This is a genomic window from Planotetraspora mira (assembly GCF_016863275.1).
GTDB lineage: Bacteria > Actinomycetota > Actinomycetes > Streptosporangiales > Streptosporangiaceae > Planotetraspora > Planotetraspora mira.
Window position 1 is genome coordinate 70,632 of the sequence record NZ_BOOO01000049.1, and the last position, 22,339, is coordinate 92,970.

The window sequence follows — 22,339 nt, forward strand, 5'->3', positions numbered from 1 at the left end:
TATGTTCGAGAACAGGGTTTTCGGTTGCTGCATGGAGGGACCGGGACCACCATCAACGATGGGGCGGGTGACGTCGCTAGTGGGATTGCGCGATCTCCGAGTGCGGGAAGCGCACTGATCTCTGGTGGGGCACCGGGACTGGCCCGGGATCTTTGCCGGCGCTCTGGATGGTGTGACGAATCTGCGTTCGACGCTGCTGGTGATCTATAGGCCCAATGTTGACGCGTGTCTTATTGCCCTGGATGGTCGCCTCGGCAGCGCTGATCACGCCGCGCCTCAAGTCCGGCGCGCGTCAGCGGTCACGCATCGATGGTCGTGGCTCGCACCAGACGTCTAATGGCACGGCTTACGTGTCCTGGATATGCGCCTGGGAGGAGGAGCGGGTTTCCGCCGCCAGCACGGACACGTCGACGTCGGCCAGGATCCGTGCCGATTATCGCACGGGCCTCCAGCCTGGTTTGTCGCTCGTTCATGGGCCTTCCAGTCTGAGGTGGGGCGTGTCGTGCCAGCCGGTGAGGTCGAGCAGGCGTCGCACGTGTGGAGAAGCGGAACGCAACGTGAGAACGTGGTCGCCCTCCAGTCGGGCGGCGGCAATGACCAGGGCCCGCAGGCCGCCGACGTCGATGAACATCAAGCCGCTCAGATCGACGACCGGGCTGGCGTCATCTGCCGTGGAGGCCAGCGCCTCGGTCAGGGCGTGCATGGTGGCGCGGTCGAGGTCACCCTCGATCTTCAGTTGCCGTGGATCAAGAGACGAGGTAATGCGCAGGCGCCTTCTGGAAGCTGTGAGGGACGCAACGGCCGGTTTGGCGACGCGTTCGCTGAAGGTGCAGAGTGGTGGCCCTGTTGTCTCGGTGGTGTCCATGCCGACTCCTCTTGATCACGGCGGGGCGGTCACTCCTTCGAGTAGCCGGGTGCGGCCTGTTCGACCGGCGTGCTGGTAGGCGGATAAGTCATCGCGTGCGGGTCGGTTGCCGTGATGATCTCCGGTGGATCTCCAGTGCCCGAGAAGGCATGGTTCCAACTACTGGAAGCGTCACGTGGCCTCGGGCATTCGGCATACACGTCAGATGGCGGACCCGAACACCCCAAGTCAATGACGTGCACCCGGCATCGGGATACACGCAGTGCAAGCAAAGCTCATCGCCCCTGCAGATTGCAGGTCCACTTACGCACTCCGGAAGGGCGCTATGCGGAGCCTACGAGCGTCAAATCCCGCTATCGCCGCCGCAGATGAGCCTTAAGCCTCCGGGCAGCTCACCGAGCCATAGGTCAAAAGATGAAGCTAAGTGAGGGCTTAGCCCATCCCAAATCTGTCCGTATCTCATCGAACGAGGTTTCATGCGCCCCAGCAGGGCATCCATGCCGTTCGGTCAAATCACGGCACCGCGCGGCGAGACAGGGCGATGAGGCTCGGGACCGGCGCCTCCGAAGCCGGTAGGAGGGGCGAGCCTAAAACGGGGCGGCGCCACCGCGGCGTGGCGAGATCACTGAACGCGACCGCGGCAATTTGGTGGACATCGGCAGACAGCGGCCGCGCCAGCGGCGAGCCATCAGATCGATGCTCTCAGCCCGAGGATCCACGACCGCATCGCAACACATGGGGCCCAAGACCAGCAGTTCGGCGGCGGAAGGACGGCGCAGGGCGCCCCGCCCCGGCTGCCAGGCCCGAGCAGAAGCCGAACCGAGCCGGAAGAGGGCCACGAAGAGGAGATCGAACCGAGCCCGAGCCTGGGGAGAGCCGCAGCTCAGGATTCGTCTCACGGGGCCCGTGACACTTCGGAGGTGAGTCCGATGACAGAAGAACGGCGGGCGCAGGCGCCGCGTACAGCGGAGAACCAGCTTCCCACGCACAGACTGAGCCAGGAGTTCCAGAACGTGGCCACAGCGGTAACGGAGCGGGCCATGTCATCCGTCACGCAGAAGGTCGACGGGCTGGCCGGCCGCCTCGACGACTACGTGGAGCATGGCGGCTCCAGCCTGCTCGGCGCGATCACCGGAAAGCAGGGCTCTGGACTCCTGAGCGCGGTGACCGGCAGGCTGACCGGCGGAGAGGGTGGCAAGGGGCTGCTGCAGAGGGTCACCGACAAACTCGGGGCGGGCGGATCAAGCCTGCTTGGAGCGATCACGGGAGGGGAAGGCGGCGGCCATCCCGTGCGAGCGGCCCTGATGACGTACGCCAAGGAAAAGGTCAAGGGCATCTTCGGCGGCGGAAAAGGCGGCACGGGGGCCAAGGGCAAGAAGCTGAAGGTGACGAACATCGTCGAGTCGCTCGACATCGGCGCCCCTCTGCGCGTGGTCTATGACCAGTGGACGCAGTTCGAGGATTTCCCGAGCTTCATGAAGAAGGTCGAGACCGTCGAGCAGAAGTCCGACGAGAAACTCGGCTGGAAGGCCCAGGTCTGGTGGTCCCACCGCACGTGGGAGTCGACGATCGTCGAGCAGGTCCCCGACAGCAGGATCATCTGGCGGTCCCAAGGGGCGAAGGGTCAGGTCGACGGCGCGGTGACATTCCACGCGCTGACGCCCGACACCACCCGCGTCCTCCTCGTGCTTGAGTACCACCCGCAGGGCCTGTTCGAGCACACCGGCAATCTGTGGCGCGCCCAGGGCCGGCGTGCCCGCCTCGAGGTCAAGCACTTCAGACGGCACGTCATGACGAACGTCCTGCTGCACCCCGACGAGACCGAGGGCTGGAGAGGCGAGATCCGCAACAGCCAGGTCGTCAAGGACCACGAGACGGCCCTGCGCGAGGAGCAGGAACACGAGGGGCGCGAGGAAGAGGAGCCCGACGAAGAGGAGCCGGAGCGGGAACGCAGGCCCGCGTACGCGGGGGCCGGATCGCGGGCCAGGTCAGCCGCCGGTGCGGCCCGCAGGCCTGCTGAGGAGCGTCGCTCTCGGAAGCCCGGAGGCGGGGAGACCGAGGGAAGGCAGCGCCCGATCCGGCGCCGCCCCCACCGGGAGCAGGCTCCGGTACACCGCCGCGGCGGGGAGCGGGGCGACTGAGCCGGCGAACGAGCGCAGGAGAGGGAAACGCGTCCGACTGGGCCCTGATCCGCGACGAGGTCGCGATCTCGCTGCAGGTGGTGTGCCCTGCCCTCAAGCGAGCGTCAGTTGGTCTTGATGAGAGATTTCGGTCCATCTTCACGGGTATGCCGACTGAATCCGAAAGGAGAACCCAGTGGGCGATTCCCGTGCGGCTGCGAAGACGGCAGCGGAGAACGACGTCGTCGATCTCCTTCTTCGGCAGCACGCTGCGATCAGAGACCTGTTCGACGAGGTCCGGAACGCACCGGCCGATCAGCGTGAGGAGCCGTTCCGACGGCTAGTGCGCCTGCTGGCCGTGCACGAAACGGCCGAGGAAGAGATGGTCCACCCATACGTCAGCCGAAGGATCGAGGGTGCAGGCGCAATGGTCGACGATCGGCTGGCCGAGGAGAACGAGGCCAAGCACATGCTCACCCAGCTCGACCGCATGGGCCCCGCCAACCCGAAGTTCATGCAGAATCTAGACATCTTGCGCGTGGCCGTGCTCGAGCACGCGCGCGCGGAAGAACGCTACGAGTTCCCGCAGCTGCGGGCCATGACCACGGACGCCGAACGCCACGTGATGGCCGTCGCCGTCAGGATGGCCGAGTCCATGGCGCCGACACATCCCCACGCCGGCCTCGAGTCCGCCGTGGACAACCTTCTCATGGGACCACCGCTAGCGATCATGGATCGGGTCCGCGACGCCATCCGCAAGGTGACCAAGAAGGACACCTGACCTGCGTGCCAGTCACACACGATACGGCTCGCGCACAAGGCGCGAGCCGTACGTACGGTGTGCGGATCAGTGCTGCCGAAGGCTGGGCAGAGGATGCGGCCCCTCGGCCTGAAGCCGGTACTCCTCCCCCGATATCGCCCGTTCGTCTTCGATGACACGTTCGCTCGGCGGTTGCTCGCCACCGTGGATCTCTTCCTGCCAGCGCTGGAACCGCTCGTGCGCCTCTTGGACGTACCCGGTACCCAACGTCGTGTAATCGACCTGCGTGGCCGCTTTCCGGTGGTTGCCAGGGCAAGGGCGGAAGCTCAAAGTCGAAGGCACAGTCTGATCAAGGCAGTGGGCCGGGTGTCATCGCGGACAGGTCGGGTACGCCTCACAAAGCGCCGTCTTCTGGGGACAGCAGGAGATAGGCCGCGGCCCCGGCGCAGGGTGTTGGCGCACTAGCCGGGGCCGTCCGTGCTTGACACGGGGTCGGTCGCCAGGTTGATCAAACATTCTCTTCGTTCTCAAGGCCGACGGCAGCGCCTCTCGCGAACGTCTGTGCGCAGCTGGAACGACGGCCGAAGTCTCAGAGTCAGCCCTCGCAGGAAGATCACAAGGAGCCTGATTTCCCGGCGCAAGGGGCAACTCGTCGCGGCGGCTGTTCAGGTGCTGTGGTCAAGTGCGGTTCGAACTGCCCAAGCGTCCGCTTTCAGGCGTACGCTGCCGGCTCTAGCGGAGCTGTGAGTAAGTGCTCAACGGTGCCCTGGGATGTCCCCTTGGTCGTCGCCGACCTCAAACTGCCCCGTCCTCGGAACGAGAGCGGGGCAGTGCAAGGTCACGCCGCGGTGGTATGACATTTACGAGCGTCCGGCTAAGGACGATCGTCGTGCCGTCTCCAGCTTCCGGCTTTCGCCAGACCCCGAGCAAGCATGTAACCGATGGTAAGGAAGGTGATGTAGCGGATGGCCTGATCGGCTCCGAAGGGGTCACCTCCGGGGCCGCGAGTGTCGTCGTTGACCACGAAGGCCGTGACGATAACCGCGATGACCGCGGCGATATAGGCCATGAACTCTGTCGTCCTGAATGCCGGCCGTGTCTCCGTCGACTCTCTGGCGTAGGATCCGGCGCCTGAACGGCCGGATGCATGGCTTGACAGGCCGTGAGGAGTGTCCATGATGTTGTTCTCCCTCGCTCATGGCGGGAGGTGGACTGGGGCGGCTCTCAGCGAGCGCTCACCAGCTCACCGTCCCGACGTAATCTTCGGCCCGCTCCCCCTGCTGCCCGCGCTCCTGCTCCGGCAGGCCTTGCGGACCTTGCTGGGCCTCCTCGATACGCATGGCGACCCCGAGCGCGAAGAACGTGGGCGCCCACTCGCCGACGAACAGGCCCCAGCGGTCGGCCCGGTCCGTATCCGCCCGTTCCCCGAAGTAGGACGCCACCCACGCGGCGACGGACATACCGATGGACGCGACTCCCGCGATGTACATCATCTCGGAGCGCAATCCGATCTTTTGCAGTGCGCGGATCACATTTGCCCCCTTAGGGTCGCTTCGTTCGGGTGCCCCGTACCCGGACCCACCACCTCGTAACATGATGTTGGAGCCTTGACCTGCAGCGATGGTCACAGAACGCTCGCCTTACAGCCGCGGGCGCTGCATCCATTCAGGAGCCTGACAAACAAGGCTGGTTGCCGAGCCCGCAGCGGTGCTGCTGGAGGGCGAGCATCCGCCGCACATGCATCCAGTCATGAGCCCTCTGGCGATTACTGATCGAACCGGCCGCCCCCGTACACGCTGGTCGCCCACGGCACTCGGTGGCCTGTCCGCCACGACAACGACCCCGCCCGATGTGGGTCCTCCGGTTGATCGGCCCACCGCACTTCGGTCATGCCTTATCGCCCGGTTTTTGGGTAGACGTGACGAAACACGCGATGGATCGGGGCATAAGAACATCTCGCGGGAGTCATTGCGATTAATCATGCGGTCCGCCTACCACGCAGGATGCGTTTCAGCTGGACCTGGAAGGCCTTGAACAGTTCGCTGTTAGACACCCCCGCTGGAGGCCGTTAGAGACTTCGGTCACCTCAAATGATCGTGAGGTTTGACCGTCGATGGGTTCTTCCGGTTGGAGGCCACCATGAAGTTGCCGATGCCTAGAGGCCCCATTACCGATCAACTATTGTTCGAGCTCAGGGCCGCTCCGCACCCGTTCACCATCAAGTCCGCACACAGCGCGGATTCCGCCATCGGCGACGAGGACCTTCAGCTCGCGCTATTCGCCTGCTACGAGTTGCACTATCAAAGTTTTGACGGGGTGGATGACGAGTGGGAATGGTACCTGTCCCTGCTGGCACTGCGGGAGAAACTAGAGGAACGACTCGCCCAGAAGTTGGCGCCGGTTCCGCTTCGGCCTCATGTGTCGGCAGCGAGCGTGCCGCAAGAACTCAAGCAACTGGTCGCCACGGCGGACAGCGGGCCACCCTTGTCGGGCTTCCTCCATAAGACAGCCAGCCTCGAGCAGTTCCGTGAATTTGTCATGCATCGCTCGATCTATCACTTGAAAGAGGCCGATCCTCACACCTGGGGGATCCCCCGCCTGTACGGTCCCGCCAAGGCCGCGCTGGTGGAGATCCAGGCAGACGAGTACGGCGGTGGCCGAGCCGAGCGCATGCATTCGGAGCTGTTCCGAACCACCATGTGTGCGCTGGAGCTCGACGACTCCTACGGTGCCTACCTGGACCAGGTTCCGGCGGTCACCCTGGCGATCAGCAACGTCATGTCGATGTTCGGCCTGCACCGGCGATACCGCGGCGCACTGCTGGGTCACCTCGCGGCTTTCGAGATGACCTCCTCACTACCGAACTTCAAGTACAGCGAGGGCCTGCGACGGTTGGGCGGCGGCGCGAGGGCTCGTCGCTTCTACGACGAGCACGTGCAGGCTGACGCCGTACACGAACAGATCGCCGTGCACGACATGTGCGGCAGTTTCGCCGATGCGCATCCCAATTTGGCCGGTGACATCTTGTACGGTGCCGACTGCGCTCTGACCCTGGATCGGATGTTCGCCGAACACGTCATGAACTGCTGGACCAAAGGCGTCACCTCGCTGCGTGAGGAGTATCCGGAAGCGGGCCCTCGATGAGCGACCTGGAGTACGTCCTGCCACTGCGGTGGGATGACGACGCGGGCTTGGAGGAACTCACCACCTATTTACGCTGGTTGAGCGGCCATGCGCAGATCATCGTCGTCGACGGATCCCCCGCCCGTCTCTTCCATCGACACGCAAACCGCTGGAGAGGGCTCCTGCATCATGTGCCGCCCGACGGCGACCTCAGCACGGCCAATGGCAAGGTGGCCGGTGTCCTCACCGGAATGCGGATGGCTCGGACGGAGGCCGTCGTCATAGCCGACGATGACGTGCGCTACGACTCGACGGGGCTTGCTCGCGTCCAAGCCCTGCTGGGGAGGGCCGACCTGGTCCGACCCCAGAACTACTTCCTCCCGCTACCCTGGCACGCCCGGTGGGATACCGCCCGGACCCTGCTGAACCGCGCGCTCGGAACCGACTATCCCGGAACCTTCGGCATACGAAGATCCTTCTTCACTCGGATGGGCGGCTACGACGGTGACGTGCTCTTCGAAAACCTCGAGCTCATCCGCACCGTCAGAGCCTACGACGGCGTCGAGGCACACCCAGATGATCTCTATGTACGGCGCCTGCCGCCCGATGCGAGGCGGTTCTGGTCCCAACGCGTCCGCCAGGCCTACGACGATCTGGCGCAACCTGCCCGCATGACCTGCTTCCTTGCCATACTGCCGAGCGTTGCCGTTCTCCTCACTCGCAGACGCCCCCACGCCGTTCTCACCGGCGCCGCTCTCGCCGTGGCCATGGCCGAAGCCGGCCGCCGCCGAGCCGGAGGCCGCCGCGTGTTCCCCGTCACGTCCAGCCTGTTCGCCCCTGTCTGGATCATCGAGCGGGCAACCTGCAGCTGGCTCGCCCTGACCGCCCGCCTCGCCTACGGTGGAATCCCCTACGCAGGACACCGAATACGCGTGGCCGCGCACTCCAAGCGCGAACTTAGAGCGCGCCATCACCTCGGCACGTCCGAATCGCCTGGGGCCCGGAACCCGGTGGCCTTGTGCGAACCATCACAGAACGGCTTCACGGCCGACCGACCGCACCGGCAGAGCGCCACCGTCGCCCTCCCCGGATCGATCGCACGTCCGTCCTGAGTCACCAGACGGAAAGGCCCACGCACCAACAGCGGGCCGTCCTCACAGAGAGTCACCGTCACCGGATCGTCATCTCGTGTCATGGACGCCGTGTCCCCCACTACTTCGGCAGCAAACCAGACTGCTGGCGCCTGACCCAGTGCTGGGCTGGGTGGTCAAATTAGCGCCGGCACAGTGCAGCGAGTCCTACGAGTGATCAGGCGGACGTCGGGCGTTCGTATCCCTCGTCTTGGCCGTGGACCTTGGTGTCCGGGTCGTTTTCCGGCTGACCGGCCGGGTCGGTGGGAGAGGGGGCGAACTCCTCGGCGAAGTCAGGCTCATCGTGGTCGGCCTCCTGTTCGGCACGGCGATCCGCAAGCGGGATGTCCCTGTCATCTGGCTCTTTCGTCATGGTTCCCCCAAAGATTTCCCGGTGCGTAGCCGTGGTCGCCGCGACCGCATTAAAAGGTCACATACGTCGAAGGGTGATGAATACCCCACAGGTCCACAAGCATTCGCGCCACTCGCCTGGCTGCCCGTAACGCCTCCCACCTAGCGCTCGCGGTGACAGGTACGTCTCCGGCCCGCAGAGGGACGGCGAGCCAACCGAATGAATCTTGCAGGCCGAGTGCCGATTTTGCGGTGAGGATGCCGAGCTCGTCGAAGGCAAGAAGAGGGCGCTTATCCGCCCGTACCCTCAACTCCGCCGAAGGCGGGTGTTCCCAGGACCGCCGGGCCGGCTGTGCCACCGGCCGACAAGCTGCGCGACAAGATCACCGACCGGGACCCTGGCTGACCGGGACCGCTCGCTGTCTGGTCGGCCAAGTACAAATATGACACTTTCATGAATGCCTCATAAGGATGGCCTCTTCTCGAATGGGTACCCGCAGGTGAAAGCCGAGCCCGTCGGAGGTGACGGATCATGACGCGAATGGGTTTGACCGGGCGATCGGATGTGGCGGAACAACGTGAGACCTACGACCGGGCAGGGTCCAACGCTCCTTCGCAGATCGGGGACGGATTAACTCTGCTGGCGGGCCTGTACTTGGCGATCTCGCCGTGGGTCGTGGGATTCAACGGGTTCAGGAACCTGACGATCAACAACCTCATCGTCGGCCTGGCCGTTGTCGCGCTCGCGATGGGCCTCGCTTCCGCGTTCGGCCGTACGTACGGTGTGAGCTGGCTCGTGCCGCTTCTGGGCATCTGGACGATCCTCGCGCCCTGGGTGATCCGCGGGCGACCCGCCACCACCGACACCGTCTGGAACAACGTGGTGACCGGTGCGGTCATCGCTGTGTGCAGCCTTGCAGCCATGGCCGCTGCCCTCCTCCAACGGAAGAAGCAGTAAAGCGCTCCGACTTCGATGGGGAAGAGCTCAGGGGTGATCCAACGGTCTCGTTGGGCGGGTGTTGAGCGTAGTAGCGGCTTCATGCTCGTCCGGCGGGACGTTGCGAATGGCGGAGTGCAGGCGGGTGGTTGAACCAGTCGACCCATTCGGCGGTGGCAAGTTCGACTTCTGCGAGGCTGCGCCAGGGTCCGCGGGGTTTAATGAGTTCGGTCTTGTAGAGGCCGATCTGGGATTCCATCAGCGCGTTGTCCAGGGCGTCGCCGACAGTGCCGATGTGCGCGTCGATACAGGCGGACACCAGGTGGGCGGTGAAGCGGAAGGAGGTTATTGCTCGGGGGCACGTTGACCATCCAGGACAGCGAGCGAGGGGCACGCTTCGTCCACCCGCAGTTTCTAGTGCCCGGCGGAGCGGCGCCCGAGGCCATGCGGACCGCCCAGCTCTAGCAGTCCCAGCGGCGTCCTTAGTGTTGAAACTCGAGCAGAATGACGCACGCTCCGGATTCGGCTCGCCAGATACTGACCCGGAAATCGTCTCCATCCACGCTTACATGGTCACTGCTCTCAAGCTGCCTCAGATATCTTATGGCGGTAGCCCGATCAAGCCACTCGACGGGGCTATTATAATCCAATATGCCGAATTTTGTTGATGCATTTCCCGCAATGATGCTTACTTCAGCATAATCGTCGAAATATGCCAGCTGATTTACAGCGAGATATTCGACGCCCACCTCATCCCACATTCGATCACGCATGACTCGATTTGCATTGCGAGGGCCGCCCTCGCCCTTCTTCCGCTTCTTACTGGCCGCCACGAGACACCCTTCCTTAATCCGTGTTTGCTGCTTATATCTCACCTTAGGGCCGGTTCTCCAGGGCGCCACCGGACCCTCACTGTATGCGTTATGCAAGTATAGCTCATCTAGCTTTTCGGAGTGGGGTCACCGTTGCTTAACGGTTCACCGATACACCGCGACGGGGTGATCCGCGCTGCAAGCGCAGCATCACCCCGTCGCAATCGAACTGCTAGACGTATTCTTACATTCCGCCTAGTCCTATTTTAGCCGCGCCGCCTGGCGCTGGGCTTCTTCCCGCCACCCCTATGCTTCCACCGATAGTGCTTGGTATGTGTTATCTTGCCACTTTTATCCTTAAAGTCGCAGTGGTAGTGGTCTCCCTTGCTACAGAATCCGCGATAATCTCCGTTGTGGCGTTTTGCGTCCTGCTTGGCTTTAGCCTTGGCCGCTCTTCTCGTTTTCGATGTGCTGGAAGAGCTCTTCTTCTTGAAGAGAGCTCTACCAATTAGATAAGCGCCACCGGCCACAATGACCGTTGCTGCAATGATGTCGCACACAGTGCATGCCACGGCAGCGAAGACGGCGAGAACCCAGGCAAAGCGGCCGTCTAGATCGACGCAGTTTATAGGGTCGGCGGTGCAGTACTCATAGCTGTTGGCATTACCACCTACAACAGGATCGGTGGAGAGAAAACGTCCACTCAGAGGGTTGTACAGTCGGACGCCCATAAGGGTGAGTCCTGCGACCGAGTCGCTAGAGCGTTGCTTCCCTCCGAGCCACCCGTAACGCGCAGGTGTAGTGGCGTTGTCTTCGCGAGGTGCCCCGTATTCGGTTTGCTCGAATTCGGAATCGGGTCCGACCGCGGTGGTTGTGTCGTCAACGGTGGCGACGACATCGCCGTGCATATTGGTGACCTGCAGCACGGTGTTGCCGCCGGACTCGTGGATGGCGGCGAGGTTGCCGGACAACCCAGTGATATTGCGAGTCCAGGTACCGTCAGCTTCAGCTATCCACGCCGGGGAATCACTTGAATCGCTGTAGTGATTGGTGACGGTACCGGCATCCGTCCCCCCGGTGTCCGTAGCCGTGTGCAGTCGCGTAGCCGGGTCGAGTGTCCAGGTCTTGGTCTCGCCCCCCTGGGCAATGGAGGCAACCATGTCGTTGGCGTAGTAGCCGATGGTGGCTGGCGCGCCGCCGGACACATCGGTGGTCGGGATGGTGAGGGTGCGGCCGAGTGTGTCGTATGTGTAGCCGCTGTCAGTGACGCGGTCGGCCGCGTCGTAAGTGTGTGTCGTTGAGGGTGTAACCCCCGCAGGGCATTCACCGTCGCCGTTGTCGGGTGTGTCACTCATGCCCAGCCTGTTGGTGTTCAGGCTGAACGTGTATTCCCGGGTGTGGCAGGTGCCGGCTGAGGCGTCGGCATCTTGAACCTGGGTGAGTCGACCCGCTGGGTCGTAGCTGTAGTCCTGCGCGGACAGCAGGCTGGTCTGGTTGACGACTTGGTCGAAGGGGGAACTAGTTTGGGCGTATTCCAGCGGCGCGGCCCACTCGGACATCGCGTACGTGAGTGTGGTGTCCGCGCCGTTGTTGTCGTAGGTGGTAGTGGCGGTCATTCCGTTGGGGAACACCTGGGAGGCGATGACCCCGTCGGGGTTGTACGCGCCGGTGAAGGTGGACGGGTTGCTGCCCATGCCGGTGTTCATCGACGTGACGAGACCGCGGTGCTCTTCCCTACCAGCGGCGTCGGTGCCGTCGTAGGTGTAGGTAGTGGTGCCCTTTCCATCGGCGACCAGCGTCACCTTGCCGTCGATGTCGTACTCGGTGATGGTCTCGTTGTTGTCAGCGTCGGTGTAGGAGGTGACGCGTCCCAGGCTGTCGTAGCCGGTGGTGATAACTGATCCATCGGGCGTGGACTGTGTCGTCGTAAGACCGGTGGCGGGATCGTAGCCGGTGGTTACCGTTTGTACGGGGCTGGTCGTGATGCCAGTGGTCGTCACCGCGACGGACAGGATCCGTGTTCCAGCGGCGTCAGCGGTGGTGCCGTCACTGGTGTAGGTCGTGCTGGTGATCCGTGCGGTGGATCCGGATGTTTCCGTAACTACGGTGGGCTGCCCCCACTTGTTGCCGTACACGGTTACGGTGATGGGGATAGTCACCCCAGTCGGTTGAGCGGCCGGGCCGGTACGGCAAGGCAGTCCGTCCCACTCGGCATGGTTGCCGCACTGCGGATAGGTCGCATTAGCGGCGGCCGTGTAGTAAGTGGTCAACGTGGCGCCCGCGTCAGTGCCGTTCGAGGCTGGCTGGCGCGACTCGATGACACGGCCCGAGGCGTCATAGCGGGTCTTGGTGACGATGTCAGTACTGCCCGGCATGACGGTGGTCTGGCTGGTGGGCTGGCGCAGGATCCAACCGGAGGTATCTCCCGTCCCGATCGAGTCGTAGCCCGTCTTGGTGGTGCGGGAGTCCGCGGTGGTGGTGGTCGTGCCATCCAGCATGACCGGTGCGGTCACAGTGGTGGTGACGAGGTGGCACGGGCAGGTGCCGGTGGGGGCTCCCTGGTCGTAGTTGTAGGAGGTCTGTACTCGTCCTGATCCGACTGCACCGGAAGCCAACTGCATGGGGTGCGCTGGACCCCGGGTGGAGAGCAGGTCGACCCCGTCGGATGAGTAGGTCGAGCTTTGGGCGAGGAGTCCGGCCCGGTCAGCGCTGGATGGCAGCGCGGCAACAAAGGGGTCGGTGTCATCGGTGGGCGCCAGCGCTTGAACGCGGTTTCCCGCCGACAACGACCAGACCACGTTCCCGAAGGAGTCGTTGGTGGTGGAGTCAATTTGCCATGCGCCGGCGCCGTAGCTGGCGGTGTTGGTCTGACGGCCGTTGACATCAATGTAGGTGAGGTCGGCGTACTTCCAGTCCGAGGCGGCTGGCGCGTATCCGTGGCTGGAATCTGCGGGGGGCACGTGGGACGCGGGGAAGACCGCTGCGCCCGCATACGGCAGGTCAGTGTTCTGGCCCCAGGTGGCCGTGGTGGTCCCGGATAGATCAATCGGGGCGCCATCGCCGGAGGCGCGCACGTCATAGACGACGGTGGTGGTGGCGGTGCCGTTGTCCGGATCCGGCGTGGACGCGGCAACCACACGCCCCGCATCGTCGTAGCCCATTGTGGTAGCGGCCAGCCCGGGCGGGGTGACCGTTGAGATTCGCCCGCTGTTGTCGTAGCTGTACCGGGTCTTCAGGCTCGGGGTGATTCTCGGGTCCCAGCTGGCACGCAGATGCCCCGTGTCGTCATAGAGGTAGGACGCGACCGGGGTGGTGCCCATTGCCGACGAGACCGGGTCCCAAGCCGTGTAGGCGATCGACTTCACCAGACCGGTGTAGTCACCCCAGTTCGCCTCAGCGCCACCAGTTGCGGTGGTGGATGACGCATAGGTGAAGGTCAGCGCACGGCATCCGCGCACCAGAGTGGCGCACGTCACCCCATTCGGGGCTGGCGCGACCATCTGGGTGACCCGGCCGTTGCCATCACGGGTGAACGCGGTGGTCCCGTCTGCACCCGGCTCAACGACCTTGCTGACCGCCCAGGTCGAACCGGTCTTGGTCCAGGTAGTGGTGGTTCCATCTGGATCGGAGAGAGTGAACGACGCCGGACTCGGCAACGTGTTCGCGACTAGCGTCGATCCGTCGGCAGCGTCCGAGATCCCTTCGAACGACGTGGAGGTGCCGGACCGGACATAGGACAACGTCGACCCGTCATCACCGGTCAGGGTCACATATCCCTTGCTACTGAAGTCGCTGAGGATGTAATCGGCAGCACCGATGTCTTCTGGCCCGGGCAGCGATGCTGTCCAGCCAGCACCGAAGACCCCGCTGGCGCCGGAGTTCGCCGCCGGCGGCGCGAGGGTGGTGTGGGTGCGGGACACGGACAGCTCGCCGAAGGACACATCACTGCCAGTGACGGAGAAGTCACCGGTGGACAGGGACACCTGACCGGGCCCGAAAGCGTTCGTCGCGTACGAGCCGCCGAACGCAGTCCGCTCCAGCGTGATCGTGTTTACCACGAGGCTGCAGGATGAGGTGCCGCCGTTGGTCTGGAAGCAGGCCTGAATCTGCAGCGGACCGTCGGCCAACCCGGCGTCTGTCATGGTGGCGGCTACGTTCCAGTCGAGCTGGGTGAAATCCTTCGCCGTGTCAGTACGGGTTTGCGGCCAGGTCGGATGGTCTTGCGTGCCGGGCAGTGTCACGTCCGCGGCCGGCACGTTGATCCATGCACCGGTGTTGCCGGGCCTGTACTGGTAGGTCACCTGGTTGTAGATTGCGTTCGCTCGGGCAGTGAGCGGGACCGATCGCTGCGTACGGTTACCGTCGGCGGGAGTTAGCACGAGCCCCGCGCCCACGCCGAATGGCAGCGACCGGACGACCGATAGGTTGCTGGCCCGGTCACGGGCACGTGCGTACAGAGTGTGCCAGCCGCCGGTCGCGGTAAATGTGATGGACTGGGCCGCGCCCGTCCCTGTCGTGTCCGCGACCAAGGTGCCGGGGGAAGAGTTGTCGAGGGCCCAGTAGTAGCCAGCCCCGTCAGTGCTGGCGGTGTCTAGAGTGCAGGTCTCCGCCCCGGTGAAGGCAGTCCAGGCGTTGGCGGTGTAGTGCGAGCACGTGATCGTCGGCGCCGAGGGTGTGGAGGCGTCGACGGTGAACACGCTCGACCAAGCCGACCACGGTCCCGCCCACAATGCTCCGTCATAGACCGCAACCCGGAACTTGTACGACGAGCCCTGCACTAACCCCGATATCTTCTTCGACGCCACGGCACCCGAGGCGACGTATGGGGAATACCAGGTGCTTACCAAGGTGGTGCCGGTCGAGTCCCATACCTCGTACTTCATCTCGACGGTGTTTCCGTCGGGGTCGGTCGCCTTAGCCGTCAACGTCGGCGTCGTGGTCGTCACGAAGATCGTTGAGGAGCCCGACTTCAGGTCTGTCTGCTTGGGCGACAAACCGAGCGCTGTAGCCACGGACGGCTTGGTGTTGTACGTCACCGAGAGTTTCGGGTTGTTCGCCGCCACCCGGCAGTCGGCAATGCTGGCAGCGGAGTCTTCACTGGACGAGCAGAAGGCCTTGAAATATGTCTCGTCGGTCTCGGTCGCCCCGTACAGGGCCATCCCGTAGTTGGTCAGCGATCCGTCCGCCCACGCCTTCACCATCGCGGTCACATCGACCGAATCCGCCGCGTTGGCGCAACCCAGGGTCTCGTTTCCGTGGGCGAATGACTTCGCCGCCTTGTAGGTGGCGCTGGTGGTGATCGTCGGCTGCGTGTTCCAGGTGTTCCCTGTTCCCCATGCCGAGGTGATCGGGTAGATGTTTAATCCACGGGGCGAGCATGTCCCGGAGTCGTAGTTGAACAGCGTCAGCTGCGCACTGGAGATGACAGTCCCCGCCAGGGCTGTCGTGCTCGCCTGGTAGAACGACCGGAATCGGGTTCCCGAGTGCAGACCCGCCTTCAGGAACGCGTCGCCGCCGTACGACGTCGTCGGCGTAGATTCCTGCACATAGGTGTCCCGCACATACGGAATCACCTTAGAAACGTCCGGATCGACCGTCACCGGATACACCGTCGCCGGATCCGCCAGATAGGCCGGGTCCGGGCGCAGTTCCAGGGCCTTGCCACCATCCACCAGCGCGGCCGTCACCGGCGCGGCATGCAGCGGCGAGCCATCCTCGGGGTCCACGCGCGAGTCCCACATTTTCGGCGGCGCGATTTCGAATACCGCCTTGCCGGACTTGTCAGTCAGGGTGAACGACCCGTCATCGGCCTTCGAGGCCTTCAAGCCAGACAGGCTTAGCGGCAACCGGTAGACCGGCGCTTCCGAGGGCGCCTTGTCCAGGACCACATGCAGTGCAAAACCCCAGTCGGTTGCATGCGCTTGCAGTGCCGTCCCGACGCCGAGGTGGTAGGTAGCCGTAGCGCCGGACAGTGTCGGCGAACTCAGTGGGCTTGCCCAGCCGAGCCCGACCGAAGTCGCGCCGTCCTCCGCCTTCGCCACGGGATCGGACGTCGACCCGTCCGTTGAGAACTGGGTATCCACGGTCGCGGCCTTCGGGTGGATTCCAGATTTGTCTGACACCAGGCTGGGGTCGACGGACTGCCAGGACCCGTCCGACTTCCGCGCGCGGATCGGGGCGAAGGACTGATCCCGCGTAAACGACCCGTCCGGGTTCGCCCAGACCGTAACCGTCTCCGTACGCTCGTCGGTTACCTCCACCCGGGACTTCTGTGACCGCGCCGCCATCGATGCCGACACCGCATCCTGACGCGACTTCACCACCGCGGGCTTCGTGGGCTTGACCGCTGCCGCGGCTGGGGGTGCGGACGCCAGCACGACCGCGCCCTGAATTGCCACCGCTAGCGCCACCGCCGCCGAGACGGTCTGCGACCGGCTGAACAGTAAAGCGCGTCTTCGAACACGCCTGGCACGACCTGGAGAGAAACCCTTTGCTGACATGGACCGCAGCCGTAACAGGCGCACGTCAAACCCCACTTGATCGGGCGGACAAAACGCCCTGATCGTAGGGATCTCTCTCAGTCTTCGTATATAGCGACAATCAGTTATTTAACATTGCACATGTAACGTTCGAGGGCGATAGGACGATATAGGGGCTTACCTGCAAGTAAGGGGCAGGTTAAGTCCAAGGTCGAGCACACAACGCTCTCCCGATCCCTTGATCAAAGTTGCTCTCGAAAGCGCCGCCCGGGTCGGCACGCTAAGTGATGTGATGCTAGTCACACCAGAGCGGGGAACTATGTCAGCTAGGGACGTTCGAGGTGGGCGACAAGGGCTGCAGCGAAACCGTCCGAGCGACGGAACCGTCGAACCGTCTACTCCCGAGTAGCTTGCGGGACGGGAACAGGCCCTTCTCGGGGGCAATCACAGATGCCGCGGACGACATATGCCAACCCGCACGCACGCTCAGGCGTCTTGAGTCACGCTGAGGTCCCCCACGTCAGGCGGTCCATATGACTGAGAACCAGCCGCCCTTCCCCCACGACCCCGCGCAGCCACATGGCATCCAGCCCAGCAGCTCGCCCTACCAGCCGTATCCCCCGCCACCACCGCCCGGCGCATACGGGTATCCGCCGTACGCGCAGGCTGCGCAACCGCCCTTCTCGGGCGTGGCGATCGCGAGCTTTGTCTGCGGGTTGGCCAGCATCTTTGTTGCGGTGCTTGTGGTGCCGCCCGTTATCGCGATCATCACCGGGATACTCGGGCTGAAAGATACAAAGTCGGGGAAGCGCGGCAAGTGGATGGCCGTGACCGGGCTGGCCATGGGCAGCGTGATCAGCGTCCTCGTGCTCGTCCAAGTGCTCAACGCGTTGAGGTAGTTGGTGTGGCGAGTATCCGAGGACTGAGATGGCGGCGCAGGCGTCAGTCGCCAGGGCCACCGGCCGTGCCGTCACGAATTGAGTCGCTGGAACAGCGCCTATCTCAACTGCGCGAGCCGCGCCCGACCAGTTGGTGGATCGGCGTAGCCGTGCTAGCGGTGGTGATCACGGTCGCCGTGACCGCTTGGCTGCTGATACACGGCCTGCCCTCGCCGGCCACAAGCGCCGCTCCCTTATCCAGCCCTAGTCTCTCTCCGGCCGCGAACGGGCCCACAAGCATCCAGGTCTCGACCGCGATCAGCGAAGCCGTCCGCACCGCGCTGACCGCGGGCGCCGCGGTGGGTGCCGCATTCACGCTGGCGCTTGCATTTCGGCGGCAACGTCACCAGGAACTCACGCTGGTGCTGACGGCCTTGCAGGCATAGCGCGATGCAGCGTTCGCTGAGCGAGATGCTGAGCGGGACGCCGCACACGCCGAGCGCGTCGCCGAAGACACCCGAAAGGACGCCACGGAGCGGCGGATCACGGAGTTGTACTCCAAGGCCGCCGAGCAGCTCGGCCACGCTCAAGCCGCAGTCCGCTTGGCTGGCTTGTACTCGTTAGAGCGCCTGGCGCAGGACAACGTGGGCCTACGGCAGACCATCGTGAATGTCATCTGCGCCTACCTGCGCATGCCTTACACCCCGCCGGCGCAGATCGACGAGGAACGGTCTCGCCGGATGGCGATGCGAGAGGCGCGACGCCGCTACCACGCCTTTCGGACAGGAAGGATCGCTGGCGCTCCGCCCATGCCCGTCGCGGAACCAGAAGGAGACATTGAAGGGGAGCGTCAGGTGCGGCTCACTGCTCAGCGCATTCTGGGCGAGCATCTGCGAGATGAACGGCTTCCAGATCAGCGAGACACCACTGACCCGCCTTCCCATTTCTGGGACGACATCCGGGTCGACCTTACTGGCGCGAATCTCATCTACTTCAATTTTTCCAGCTGCTCCACTAGTAACGCGCAGTTCGCAGAGGCAACGTTCACCGGCGACGCCAATTTTAACGGAGCAGCATTCTCTGGCTACACAAACTTCAACAGAGCTAAATTTGTCGGCAACATCACATTTGCGAATTCGACTTTTGCAGAAACCGCCGACTTCATCGAGGCCACCTGCTCTGGCGGCGCAGACTTCAGCGGGGCCTTATTCGCCGGAGCGGCCAATTTTAATCATGTGGCGTTCTATGGACATACCAGCTTCGACGACGCAACTTTCTCGCGTGCCGAGTTCAACCAGGCAACCTTCCCCCATGGCGCTAGATTCGTTCATACGGAATTCAGCCACGACGCCAACTTCTATCACTCGATATTCTCCGGGTACACCCTTTTCCGCAAGGCAATATTCTCCCAGTCGAGCCGTTTCCGGTGGGCATCCTTTGCTGGTGGCGTTGACTTTCATGGGGCAGTCTTCCACGGGGACTGCTATTTTCGAGATCTACAGAGCGCGGACCTTATGAATCTTGAAGGCGCTCAAATTCCAGTTTTTCGGCGACACATGCTGCCAGCGGGATGGCAGCTCCATGGAACTGAAATCATTCGAACGCCAGAGCAAAAGTCAGATACGGGTGGATACCCACTGATAAATGAGGGCGAAGATCGCCCAAACAGCGGCATCTGAGGAGCCCGATTTCGGTGCGCTTGCGGGAACGGCACCTCTACTCGGTAGCTATGGGATCAAGCCGATTGGCAACTCTGCGGTCTTGGCGAACGGGTTGCTGTTGAGGACATAGAGCTGGCCGGCGGGCACCACCGGGTTGGTCTGGATCGTCACAGCCAGCAGTTCGCCTGCGACGGCCGCCGCGATGTTGGCGTAGTCGTCGGGGTGACAGAAGACTCGAATGCGCGGGATGCGGGGGAGCGCACCAAGTAGCTGCTGGACCACCGTCGGCTTCTGGTCAGTCACAGCTGCCCCCTCCCACCCGAGGAGACCAAATCCGCATGGAATCGTGACACTTTCGCCCGCCAAAATGCAAAATGGGAGCGACTACCACGAAGGATGGGCACCATGGCCGCCGAGGGACCCGCGGAGTTCTCAGGCATCGACTTCCACCAGGTGCCGATCCTGGATCTGGTCGCCCTCCACGACGAAAGCGCCGCAGGCGTCCACCCCCTTCCGCCTGCAGCCATGGACCGCATCTGTGAGGTCATCCGGGATGCCATCCACTTCTGCGGGTGCGACCTGACCGACCTCATGATCAGGCTCCTCGGCGGCTAGTTCTTGTTCGTCGAGTAGGTCTGTTTGGCGGGGGACGTCCCCGCCGGGCCTGACGCGCGCCAACCTGAGTCGGCGGTGGACGGTGATCCCCATGGCATCGCGGCATCCGGGCCCGATGCGGTAGCCGAGGGAGGTCGGGTCAGTGAGCGGCCGGCGGCAGCGGCGGCACCGGCTCCGCGTGGGCTGTTCTACGGGGACCAGGGTCATGGGACGTCCGCCGGCCTCAGCGGCTTCACCCATGGGTGCAGGTCTCCTTCGTCTCGCCGTGGAGGGCCAGGTGCTCGGCGCACGGGAACGCCTTGGCGCACGCCTCGCACCAGGAGTGGACGATCAGGCCGCCGAGGTGGGAACGAGGCTGGTTGTGGTGGCGCCCGTCGACACGGGCGAGGCGGGCGCGGAGGGCTTCCACCTCCTCGTCGCCCACGGCGACCAGCGCATCGAGGATCACATCGTCGGTGAGATAGATCATCTTGTCTGCGTATTCGGCGTTGACGCGGTTGATCGCGTCGGCGTATCCCTGGCGGAGGTCAGAGGCCACGTCGCCGCCCCTCGGGGATCGCGGCCAGCGTCCCTGCAGAGGCATATTCGTGGTGGACACCGTGAGGGCGGTGCGCTTGCATGGCCCCCCGTGACTTACTACGAACTGGGAAGACTGCAGGGCCTCGTGCTCGGCCTCCTAGGCATCGCTGGCTTAGTGTCATACGCGCTGTGGCGCTCCTACAGGGACAAACGCCAGCGCCGGCAATGGCAGCAGTGGCACCAATGGCAGGAGTGGCAACGGCGGAATAGCTGGCTACGCATGCAGGAGTGGCAACGTCTGCAGATGTCGCAGCCGCTTGAGCCGCTGGTACCTCTCCAAGCGCAGCCGGGCGAACAGCCTGATGACGCAATCGTCCGGTAGTGAAGGCGGAGCTCATCATGCGTCGCCTCCGGTCAGGTTGGGCGGCGGTCCGGCGAGGACGTAAGTGCTGGAATGCGTGACGGCCTCCTCGGCCGCCAGGTCGATCAGGGCGTCCGCCGCTGCGTGCAGGCGTGTATTCGACCGTGCGGGCGAACCAGCCGCCGGTGAGGTCGTAGATCTCGATCCGGCGGGTCTCGTTCGGGCGCATGTGGTTGTCCCGGATCCAGGCGAGGACGGCCTCCCACTGGGGCGTTCCTTCGAGGCCGCGGATGACCGGGTCTCGGGCGTCGAAGACCCACACGGGGAACTGCACGGTGACGGTGCCGAGGGCCGCGTTGACGGTCTTGATCGTGGCCGCGAGGTGGGCGAGGGCGGGCGTGGCCCGGTCGATGCCACGGAGGTTGACCACGAGGTCTCGGGTCTCAGGCATGTGTGGTCTCCATCTGCGTTGTGTGGGCAAGCTCGAGCAGGGCGGCCGCAGCGCGTTCCTTGGCGCCGGCCTTCGACCCGGCCTCCCCCTTGGCGTTGAGCTCGCCGCGGTCGCCGATCGTCGCGGTGGCCCAGGCGGTGAACTTCGGTGCGTGGTCAGGGCCGGTGCGCTTGATGTCGAAGCGGAGGTCGCGGACGTAGCCGGTGCTGGCGTACTCGTTGAGCGCGCTGACCGGGTGTTGTCCTGGCGTGGGGGTACGGGCCTGTGCGGCAGCGGGCGCCAAGGTCGGCGCCGCCTTGTCAGTGGTGGGGTCCTCGACACCGCACACGGCGGCCAGGAGCGACAGCACGGCAAGCTGCTGGGCGGTCTTCTTCGACGGGGCCCGCCGCGCGGCTCCCGCGGCCTTCACCTTCTCTTCGAGGATGGGCAGGTACGCGCGGCTGGTGAAGACCAGCCGGTGGGCCTCCCCTGTGGCTTCGTCCCGGAACTTCACCGGCAGCAGCCCAAGCCGTGCGGACCGGCCGGTCAGGATGCTCACCGCGTGCTGCGGCTGGTCGACCATGCCGTGGACGAGGGCGCGGCGGACCGGTTCCCACGCCGGGCTGCTGCCCAGTGTGAGGACCATCTCCAGCTCACCGATCTGCAGGAGGCCGGCGGCTGCGCGGCGGGTGATCTCGTCGGCGAGCTCGTCGGAGTGGAGGTCTTCCTTGACGGCGCGCTTCAGGATCGGCGCGAACTGGGCTCGGGGCAGGTCGGTGAACCGGCCGGCGGCGGCCGCAGTGCGAGCTGCGCCGTGGACGCGCTCCTTGTGACGGGCGTTCTTGCGTTCGCGACATTCCCGGTCGGCGGTGTTCAGCTGCTCGGCGACCTCCTCGAACTCGGCGACGCTGTGCGGCAGGCTCTGCTCGGTGAGCGCGAGGTGGGGCGGCGGGGCGGGGAGGTCCCAGAGCCTGGTATTCAGGATGAAAAGGCTCAAGGTCTACAGGCGAATCTCTCAGCCGGTATCCGGACGGCCTCTCTACTAGACCGATGCCCCCAGAGTCTTGAGCCGGTCCGCGGCAAGAGCCCTGGGGTAGATGGAAAGCCGACGCCCGACCCACGCCGGAGCGCTTCTTCCGTCGAGATCAGCGATCAGGCCGTTCGCGTCGACCGTGCAGGTAATGCCGTACGGCCATTCCTCCAAGAGCACACCGAGGATCAGATCTTCCGCACCGCCTTGAATGATGCGGTGCAGCCGCTCGGCCGCCGCACCAGGAGAGACGAAGGCGAACAGCCAG

General features: G+C 64.3%; 18 protein-coding genes and 3 pseudogenes. 9 read left to right on the forward strand and 12 right to left on the reverse strand.

What is annotated here, in order from left to right:
* Positions 1 to 469: 469 nt before the first annotated feature.
* The gene (locus Pmi06nite_RS38440; protein ID WP_203958167.1) at positions 470 to 865 is read right to left on the reverse strand and encodes an STAS domain-containing protein; all 396 of its coding nucleotides are present in this window, start codon (positions 863 to 865) and stop codon (positions 470 to 472) included.
* A 929-nt stretch (positions 866 to 1,794) separates the two neighbouring features.
* Here Pmi06nite_RS38440 and Pmi06nite_RS38445 point away from each other — a divergent pair.
* Both Pmi06nite_RS38445 and Pmi06nite_RS38450 read left to right on the forward strand, forming a co-directional pair.
* Positions 1,795 to 3,006, forward strand: coding sequence for an SRPBCC family protein (locus Pmi06nite_RS38445; RefSeq protein ID WP_203958168.1), 1,212 nt, complete (start codon positions 1,795 to 1,797; stop codon positions 3,004 to 3,006).
* 175 nt (positions 3,007 to 3,181) lie between these two features.
* Positions 3,182 to 3,766 (forward strand): hemerythrin domain-containing protein, encoded by a 585-nt coding sequence (locus Pmi06nite_RS38450; RefSeq protein WP_203958169.1) that lies wholly within the window; start codon positions 3,182 to 3,184, stop codon positions 3,764 to 3,766.
* A gap of 853 nt (positions 3,767 to 4,619) precedes the next feature.
* On the opposite strand, the gene Pmi06nite_RS38455 is transcribed toward Pmi06nite_RS38450, so the two are convergent.
* On the reverse strand, positions 4,620 to 4,922 hold the full coding sequence (locus Pmi06nite_RS38455; protein ID WP_203958170.1) for a hypothetical protein: 303 nt from the start codon (positions 4,920 to 4,922) through the stop codon (positions 4,620 to 4,622).
* A gap of 58 nt (positions 4,923 to 4,980) precedes the next feature.
* Complete coding sequence (locus tag Pmi06nite_RS38460; RefSeq protein ID WP_203958171.1) at positions 4,981 to 5,277, reverse strand: hypothetical protein; 297 nt, start codon at positions 5,275 to 5,277, stop codon at positions 4,981 to 4,983.
* A gap of 607 nt (positions 5,278 to 5,884) precedes the next feature.
* On the opposite strand from Pmi06nite_RS38460, the gene Pmi06nite_RS38465 reads away from it, so the two are divergent.
* Together Pmi06nite_RS38465 and Pmi06nite_RS42360 are read left to right on the forward strand one after the other, a co-directional pair.
* A complete protein-coding gene (locus tag Pmi06nite_RS38465; protein ID WP_203958172.1) occupies positions 5,885 to 6,889 on the forward strand; it encodes an iron-containing redox enzyme family protein in 1,005 nt (334 codons plus the stop codon).
* Complete coding sequence (locus Pmi06nite_RS42360) at positions 6,886 to 7,980, forward strand: glycosyltransferase family 2 protein (protein ID WP_239114491.1); 1,095 nt, start codon at positions 6,886 to 6,888, stop codon at positions 7,978 to 7,980. Before Pmi06nite_RS38465 ends, Pmi06nite_RS42360 begins: the two co-directional genes overlap by 4 nt.
* On the opposite strand, the pseudogene Pmi06nite_RS42365 reads toward Pmi06nite_RS42360, so the two are convergent.
* Positions 7,944 to 8,063 (reverse strand): annotated as a pseudogene (locus Pmi06nite_RS42365) (hypothetical protein); the annotation flags it as partial. The gene Pmi06nite_RS42360 and the pseudogene Pmi06nite_RS42365 overlap by 37 nt on opposite strands.
* Positions 8,064 to 8,176: 113 nt before the next feature.
* The gene (locus tag Pmi06nite_RS38475; RefSeq protein WP_203958174.1) at positions 8,177 to 8,371 is read right to left on the reverse strand and encodes a hypothetical protein; all 195 of its coding nucleotides are present in this window, start codon (positions 8,369 to 8,371) and stop codon (positions 8,177 to 8,179) included.
* A gap of 510 nt (positions 8,372 to 8,881) precedes the next feature.
* Between Pmi06nite_RS38475 and Pmi06nite_RS38480 the strand changes: the two genes are divergently transcribed.
* A complete protein-coding gene (locus Pmi06nite_RS38480) occupies positions 8,882 to 9,307 on the forward strand; it encodes an SPW repeat protein (RefSeq protein ID WP_203958175.1) in 426 nt (141 codons plus the stop codon).
* Positions 9,308 to 9,334: 27 nt separating this feature from the next.
* Here Pmi06nite_RS38480 and Pmi06nite_RS38485 read toward each other — a convergent pair.
* Positions 9,335 to 9,632: pseudogene (locus tag Pmi06nite_RS38485) on the reverse strand (integrase core domain-containing protein); the annotation flags it as partial.
* Between the two features lie 732 nt (positions 9,633 to 10,364).
* On the reverse strand, positions 10,365 to 16,496 hold the full coding sequence (locus Pmi06nite_RS38490) for a DNRLRE domain-containing protein (RefSeq protein WP_203958177.1): 6,132 nt from the start codon (positions 16,494 to 16,496) through the stop codon (positions 10,365 to 10,367).
* 614 nt (positions 16,497 to 17,110) lie between these two features.
* Between Pmi06nite_RS38490 and Pmi06nite_RS38495 the strand changes: the two genes are divergently transcribed.
* The 3 genes from Pmi06nite_RS38495 (at position 17,111) to Pmi06nite_RS38505 (ending at position 19,134) form a co-directional block, all read left to right on the forward strand.
* Positions 17,111 to 17,476, forward strand: coding sequence for a DUF4190 domain-containing protein (locus tag Pmi06nite_RS38495; RefSeq protein WP_203958178.1), 366 nt, complete (start codon positions 17,111 to 17,113; stop codon positions 17,474 to 17,476).
* A 158-nt stretch (positions 17,477 to 17,634) separates the two neighbouring features.
* Positions 17,635 to 17,901 (forward strand): hypothetical protein, encoded by a 267-nt coding sequence (locus Pmi06nite_RS38500; RefSeq protein WP_203958179.1) that lies wholly within the window; start codon positions 17,635 to 17,637, stop codon positions 17,899 to 17,901.
* 105 nt (positions 17,902 to 18,006) lie between these two features.
* Positions 18,007 to 19,134, forward strand: coding sequence for a pentapeptide repeat-containing protein (locus Pmi06nite_RS38505; RefSeq protein ID WP_203958180.1), 1,128 nt, complete (start codon positions 18,007 to 18,009; stop codon positions 19,132 to 19,134).
* 48 nt (positions 19,135 to 19,182) lie between these two features.
* Here the strand turns inward: Pmi06nite_RS38505 and Pmi06nite_RS38510 are convergent, their stop codons facing one another.
* On the reverse strand, positions 19,183 to 19,419 hold the full coding sequence (locus Pmi06nite_RS38510; protein ID WP_203958181.1) for a FliH/SctL family protein: 237 nt from the start codon (positions 19,417 to 19,419) through the stop codon (positions 19,183 to 19,185).
* Between the two features lie 102 nt (positions 19,420 to 19,521).
* On the opposite strand from Pmi06nite_RS38510, the gene Pmi06nite_RS38515 reads away from it, so the two are divergent.
* A complete protein-coding gene (locus Pmi06nite_RS38515; protein ID WP_203958182.1) occupies positions 19,522 to 19,731 on the forward strand; it encodes a hypothetical protein in 210 nt (69 codons plus the stop codon).
* 102 nt (positions 19,732 to 19,833) lie between these two features.
* Here the strand turns inward: Pmi06nite_RS38515 and Pmi06nite_RS43155 are convergent.
* From Pmi06nite_RS43155 to Pmi06nite_RS38530, 4 genes and pseudogenes are all read right to left on the reverse strand, one after another.
* Positions 19,834 to 19,971 (reverse strand): annotated as a pseudogene (locus Pmi06nite_RS43155) (DUF6011 domain-containing protein); the annotation flags it as partial.
* Entirely contained in the window at positions 19,964 to 20,269 is a 306-nt protein-coding gene (locus tag Pmi06nite_RS38520; RefSeq protein ID WP_203958183.1) for a hypothetical protein, read from the reverse strand. The gene Pmi06nite_RS38520 and the pseudogene Pmi06nite_RS43155, both read right to left, overlap by 8 nt.
* 785 nt (positions 20,270 to 21,054) lie before the next feature.
* Positions 21,055 to 22,038 carry a dsRNA-binding motif domain-containing protein gene (locus Pmi06nite_RS38525; protein ID WP_203958184.1) on the reverse strand — a complete coding sequence of 328 codons (984 nt, stop codon included), beginning with the start codon at positions 22,036 to 22,038 and terminating at the stop codon, positions 21,055 to 21,057.
* A 45-nt stretch (positions 22,039 to 22,083) separates the two neighbouring features.
* A partial coding sequence (locus Pmi06nite_RS38530; RefSeq protein WP_203958185.1) for a hypothetical protein occupies positions 22,084 to 22,339 on the reverse strand: 256 nt, incomplete at its 5' end.

What these genes read in the sequence shown, in the direction of transcription:
- Pmi06nite_RS38440 (WP_203958167.1), bottom strand. Translation starts at nt 865, where the DNA reads ATGGACACCACCGAGACAACAGGGCCACCACTCTGCACCTTCAGCGAA.
- Pmi06nite_RS38445 (WP_203958168.1), top strand. Translation starts at nt 1,795, where the DNA reads ATGACAGAAGAACGGCGGGCGCAGGCGCCGCGTACAGCGGAGAACCAG.
- Pmi06nite_RS38455 (WP_203958170.1), bottom strand. Translation starts at nt 4,922, where the DNA reads ATGGACACTCCTCACGGCCTGTCAAGCCATGCATCCGGCCGTTCAGGC.
- Pmi06nite_RS38465 (WP_203958172.1), top strand. Translation starts at nt 5,885, where the DNA reads ATGAAGTTGCCGATGCCTAGAGGCCCCATTACCGATCAACTATTGTTC.
- Pmi06nite_RS42360 (WP_239114491.1), top strand. Translation starts at nt 6,886, where the DNA reads ATGAGCGACCTGGAGTACGTCCTGCCACTGCGGTGGGATGACGACGCG.
- Pmi06nite_RS38475 (WP_203958174.1), bottom strand. Translation starts at nt 8,371, where the DNA reads ATGACGAAAGAGCCAGATGACAGGGACATCCCGCTTGCGGATCGCCGT.
- Pmi06nite_RS38480 (WP_203958175.1), top strand. Translation starts at nt 8,882, where the DNA reads ATGACGCGAATGGGTTTGACCGGGCGATCGGATGTGGCGGAACAACGT.
- Pmi06nite_RS38495 (WP_203958178.1), top strand. Translation starts at nt 17,111, where the DNA reads ATGACTGAGAACCAGCCGCCCTTCCCCCACGACCCCGCGCAGCCACAT.
- Pmi06nite_RS38515 (WP_203958182.1), top strand. Translation starts at nt 19,522, where the DNA reads ATGGCCGCCGAGGGACCCGCGGAGTTCTCAGGCATCGACTTCCACCAG.